The organism is Roseisolibacter sp. H3M3-2 (assembly GCF_029211165.1).
Lineage (GTDB): Bacteria > Gemmatimonadota > Gemmatimonadetes > Gemmatimonadales > Gemmatimonadaceae > Roseisolibacter.
In genome coordinates, this window is the sequence record NZ_JARGEK010000326.1 from 1 (window position 1) to 5,545 (window position 5,545).

The 5,545-nt window shown below is 78.0% G+C and carries 3 protein-coding genes; all 3 read left to right on the top strand.

Features of this window, described 5'->3' with window-relative positions; translation table 11 throughout:
- Positions 1–438 (top strand): glycosyltransferase (locus PYV61_RS20125; protein WP_275834977.1); only part of this gene is annotated, 438 nt, incomplete at its 5' end.
- Positions 439–634: 196 nt separating this feature from the next.
- Positions 635–4,378, top strand: a complete 3,744-nt coding sequence (locus PYV61_RS20130; RefSeq protein ID WP_275834979.1) for a trypsin-like peptidase domain-containing protein — start codon at positions 635–637, stop codon at positions 4,376–4,378.
- 22 nt (positions 4,379–4,400) lie between these two features.
- Positions 4,401–5,545 (top strand): TCAD7 domain-containing protein (locus tag PYV61_RS20135; RefSeq protein ID WP_275834981.1); only part of this gene is annotated, 1,145 nt, incomplete at its 3' end.

The following is a 5,545-nucleotide window of genomic DNA, read 5'->3' on the forward strand; positions in this document are numbered from 1 at the left end:
GTGGTGGCCGGCGACGGCCCGGAGCGCGCGGCACTCGCCCGCGCCGCCGCGCGCGGCGCCACGCTCACCCTGCTCGCCGAGCTGACGCGCGAGGCGCTGCGCGCGCTGTACGCCGCCGCCGACCTGTTCCTCCTCCCGTCGCAGAGCGAGTCGTTCGGGATCGCGGCGCTCGAGGCGCGCGCCGCCGGCGTGCCGGTGGTCGGGCGCGCGGCGAGCGGGCTCGCCGACTTCGTGCGCGACGGCGTCGACGGCGTGCTCGCGCCCGACGCGGCGTCGTTCGCGGCGGAGGTGCACGACCTCGCGCGCGACGCCGCCCGGCGCGCCGCGCTCGCCGAGGCGTCGCGCGCCGAGCCGCCGTGCGCGTTCGACTGGTCGGCGGTCGTGGCGCGGCACGAGGCGGTGTACCGGGCGCTCGTCGGCGGGCATCCCGTGGACTGAGCAACTGCCAGGAATCGGATCGAACGGATCGGATCTGATCCGTTCGATCCGATTCCTGTTCTTGCAGAGACTGCCGCAGCCTCGCGGCTCAGTTGGCCACGACGCGCGTGCGTTGTGATGCAACGCACACGGACACGCACGAGGTCGCTGCGACAACGCGCTGTTGACCGCGCCATGCGTGAACACATATTCGCGCATGTCGTCCACCGATGTCGTCTTCGGCTCGTTCTGGCACCTGTCGGACCTGCGGATCACCCCCGCGGCCGACGACGCGCAGGCCGTCGCGCGCGCCACGCTGCTCGCCCGCGCCGACGCCGCCCGGAAGGGGAACGGGCCGGGGATCGACGCGGTGGTCGTCACCGGCGACCTGCTCGGCGCGCCCGACGCCGACAACGCGCGCGAGGCGAACGACTTCCTGCTCGACCTCGCGGCGCGGCTCGAGCTGGCGCCCGAGCGCGTGCTCGTCGTGCCGGGGCGGCGCGACCTCGACCTGGGCGCCGACGACCCCGCCGAGCGCGCGCGGCACTTCCGCGACGCCACCGCCGGGTGCACGACGCCCGACGGGCGCGTGCGGCTGCACGTCGTCGGCGAGAGCGGGCTCGCGTTCCTCCTGATCGACGTGCTCACGGCCGAGCGGCCGGCGGGGGCGGCGCGGCTGCTGGGGCGGCTGACGGAGCACGTCCCCGACGACGCGCGCGACGCGTGGAACGTGGTGCAGCCGTGGCTCGTGCGCGCGCTCGGCGAGTACGCGCGCGTGGACCCCGCGCCGCTGCGGGCGGGGGGGCGCGCGCTGCGCGCCGAGCTGCTCGCGCTCGCCGTGTCGTACCTCCCGCTCACGTCGCCGCCGACCGACGACAGCGGCGCGCTCTTCCCGGTGCCGGCGGGGGCGGGGCGCGCGAAGCTGGAGCTGCTGCGCCTCGGCGTCGACGGGTGCCTGTACGGCCCCGCGCTCGGGCGGCACGTGCACACCGAGCGGCTGGGCGCCGGCGGCGGCGCGCGCGACCAGGTCGAGTTCTCGAGCGTCGGCGGGCCGAGCATGCACGGGAGCGCGGCGTCGCCGGCCGGCTTCCACGTGGTGGAGTACGCGCGCGGCTGCTCGGCCGGGGAGGCGCGCGTGCGCGTGCGGCTGGCGCGCCTCGACGGGCAGCGCGAGCACGAGCCCGAGCTGCTGTGGACCGGCGCCGGCGGCCGCCCCGCGCGCGCGTCGCGCATGACGGTGAAGATCAACGAGCAGGGGGACGCGCGCGTCGACGTGTGGCGCCAGGGGGTGCCGACGTCGGGGTGGGAGGAGGTCGGGCTGCAGCGCGTGGCGCGCGTGCCGGTGCAGTTCGCGGAGCGCAACCGCGGGCAGCGCGAGCCGGTGGTGGGCGCGCTGAGCGACGGGCTGCGCGCCGAGTTCCGCCGCGCCGACGGCTCGGGGAAGGGGGGGATGGACGACGGCGGCGCGGTCGCGCGCGCCGGCGAGATCGTGCTCACCGCCGACACCGACGTCGCGTTCGCGAGCTACGCCTACCGCCGGTTCGCGCCGTCGGCGTACGCCACCTCGCTCGGCGACCGCGTGCGCGGCTACCTGCGGCACGGGCTCGTCCCCGGGCTCAAGGTCGAGCAGGAGGCGTGCGTGCAGTTCCTCGACGCGCGCTACCGCCGCGCCGAGCTGTTCATCCGCACCCCGTTCGAGCCGACGCAGGCGGAGCTGCGCACGTACGTGCGGCGCCCGCGCGCCGGCGGCGGGGAGCCGGAGCTGGTCGAGGAGCCGCGGCTGCTGCGCTTCTCGCGCGCGGGCGTCGAGTGGTGGGGGGAGGCGCGGCGCATCCGCGCGGTGATCGACCGCCCGCTGTGCGGCGTCGGCTACGGCGTCGTGTGGACGATCCCCGACTCGGCGGTCGACATGCCGGCGTACGACCCGGCGCTGATCGACGGGGCGGTGAAGGACACCGAGGCGCTGCGGCGCGAGGTCGCGGCGGCGCGCGCGGCGACCGACGGGCGGTGGCGCGTGGTGCGCGAGCGCATCGTCGCGCCGTTCTTCGCCTGGGCGCGCGAGGTGGTGCGCGAGAGCGGCACGCTGGCGCCGAGCGAGGAGCTGGAGGTCGCGCTCCTGCTGCCGACGCGCCCCAAGCTCACCGTGGCCGCGTTCCGCGAGCGCTTCCCCGACCTCCCCGAGGCGCCGGGCCTCGGCGCGGTGGCGGCGACCTTCGCCGAGGAGGGGGAGGAGTTCGCGGCGCAGCTCCCCGCCGGCGCCGGGGTGACGGGGCGCGCGTACGTCACCAACAAGGGGACGGAGTACGTGTCCCCCGACGCCGGGCGCGGGCGCGGCATGCTCCCCGGCATCGGCAACGTGTACGTGCCGCTGATCGGCGGCGACGGGCACGAGTTCACGCCGCACACGGTGCTCTACGCGCTGCCGCTGCGGCACTGGGACGTGCCGGCGGTGGTGGCGGGGTGCCTGTGCGTCGGCTCGCGGCGCATGAACTCGCGGCTGGAGCTCAAGTGGCAGCACCCGGAGACGCTGCTGTTCGCGTTCCAGCTGCTGGCGCTGGAGGGGGGGCAGATGCTGCGGCGCGTCGGCGAGGCGCTGGCGGGCGACGACGTCGAGGGCGTCGAGCCGTGGCGCCCGCTCCCGGCGTCGGCGTGGCGCCCGGTGGCGGCGAGCGAGCGGCACCGCGGCTACTGGCGCGAGGTCGGCCCCGGGCTGACGACGCTCTTCCTCCCGCCGGTGCACCCGGCGCCGGCGCCGGTCGCGGCGGCGACGCACGTGACGGCGGCGCGCGAGGTCCCCGCGCCCGCGCCCGCCCTGGCGGCCGCCGCCGCCGAGGAGCCGGCCGCCGACCCCGCGGCGACGGCGCAGCGGCGGCAGCTGGTGGTGAAGCTGCGCGACGTGCTGGAGAAGGCGCTCCCCTCCGAGGCCGCGCTCGACGCGCTGCTGTATCGCACCGGGCGCTCGCTCGACGACGTGCTGACGCGCGACGAGCGGCGCGGCGCGCACGCCGACCAGGCGTTCCACATCGCCAAGCGGGCCGACCGCGGGCGCTGGCTCCCCGAGCTGCTGGCCGCGCTGCGCGAGGAGCTCCCCGACGACGCGGGGCTGCTGTCGCTCGCCGCCGAGGGCGGGCTGCTGGCGCCGTGGCGCGCCGAGGCGGGGTCGCTCGCCGAGCTGGAGGCGCGGATCGGGACGCTCGACCGCTTCTACGACCCGTCGCGCTTCGTGCAGGGGTTGCTCGCGGCCGAGTGGCGGATCTGCCGCGTGGAGGTCCAGCAGCCGTCGGGGGCGACGACGTGCGGCACGGGCTTCCTGGTGGGGCCGGACCGCGTGCTCACCTGCTGCCACGTGGTCGACGCGCTGTTCACCGAGGGGGGCGCGGCGCCGCGCGACGCGACGGCCGCGCGCGCGGTGACGCTGCGCTTCGACTTCCGCCGCACCGCCGACGGCCCCGACCTGCGCGGCGTCGCGCACTGGCTGCACCCCACCGAGTGGTACGTCGCGCACAGCCCCGTGGGCGCGCTCGACTACGCGCTGCTGCGCATCGACGGGGCGCCGGGGCTCGCGCCGCCGGGCGCCGACTCGGGGTCGCAGCTGCGCGGCGCGCGGGCGCGCGGGTGGATCGAGCTCCCCACGCCGCCGCTCGCGCCGCACGAGGAGCAGCTGCTGTTCATCATGCAGCACCCGGTCGGCGAGCCGCTGGCGCTGGCCATCGGCACGCAGTGCGGCGACCTCCCCGCCGACGGCGACGCGGTGCTGCGCTACACCACGCGCACCGAGAAGGGGTCGTCGGGGGCGCCGTGCTTCGACGCGCAGTGGGGGCTGGTCGCGCTCCACCGCGGGAGCGACGGCGGCCCCGAGGGCCCGCGCGCCAACGAGGGGCGGCTGCTGTCGGCGATCCGCGCGGACCTGGAGGCGCGGCGCCCGCTGCGCGACCTCGGCCTCCTCCCCCTCCCCACCTGACCCGCCGCACCCGGAGCGTCCCGTGTCCTCGCTGACCTCCCCCCCGTCGTCGCGGCCCGGCCCGTTCGGCGGCTCGGCGTACTCGCCGGAGTCCTCGCGCCCCCTCCCCGCCCGGCTGGCGGCGCTGCGGGCGGCGATCCCGCTCGACGCGGCGATGCCCTGCCACCGCGCGCTGGCGCGGCTGGCCGAGTACCACGCATGGTTCCACGAGGACCACGCGGTGATGCGCGACGTGGTGGGGCTGCGCATGACCGCGCTCGGCCTCTCCGACACGGCGCCGGTGTGGGAGGAGCTGCGCGCGGCGTACGCGGGCGGGCGGCGCGCCCCCGAGGCGACGGTGATCCGGCGCGCCGAGGGGACGACCGTCTACTGGTACGCGCGCCCGACGTACTACGTGGTCGAGCGCGTGCTCGCCGCCGTCGACGGCGGCTACCCGGCCACGTCGGTGCGCGACGCGCTCGGGCTGCACGAGTACGAGTCGCAGCCGGTCGCCGAGCTGTCGCGGTTCGCGAGCGGCGAGGCGTGGGGCGAGGTGATCCTGCGCGACGGCGCGCTGGTGGGCGTCGCGCGCGAGCTGCTGATGGCCGGCCCGCCGGAGGACGAGCCGGCGGACGACGGCGTGGTGCGCGGGGGGATGGAGTCGGGGGTGCTCCCGGCGCCGGCGGGGGCCGCGCCCGAGCCGCCGCAGGCCGCGCCCGCGCCCAGCCCGGGGATCGCGCCGACGGTCGTGCCGGCGCCGCCCCCGCCGCGCGAGGTCACCGCGTACCCCGACGTGCTGGCGCCGGAGGCGGTGGTGGCCGGGGTCGCGTTCGACGTCGAGATCGGGCTCGCCGACCAGCCGGTGGCGGGCGTGTCGGGCGGGCCGTTCACCCTCCCGGCCGCGCCCGACCAGCGCACGTTCGACCTCGAGGTGCGGGTGAGCGCCGACGGCTTCGACGCGCCCGACGGGTGGACGGCGCGCTACACGACGCCGGTGCGCGACGTGACGCGCGGGCGGGCGACGATCGCGCTCGTCGCGCGCGCGCCGTCCGGGGCGGCGGGCGTCGGGTCGATCCTCGTGCACTACTTCGTCGACGGCGTGCTGCGCGGCTCGGCGGCGCGCGGGGTGACGGTGCTGCGCGAGCCGGGCGTCGCGCTCCCCGACGTCGACCCGCGCGGGCTGCCGGC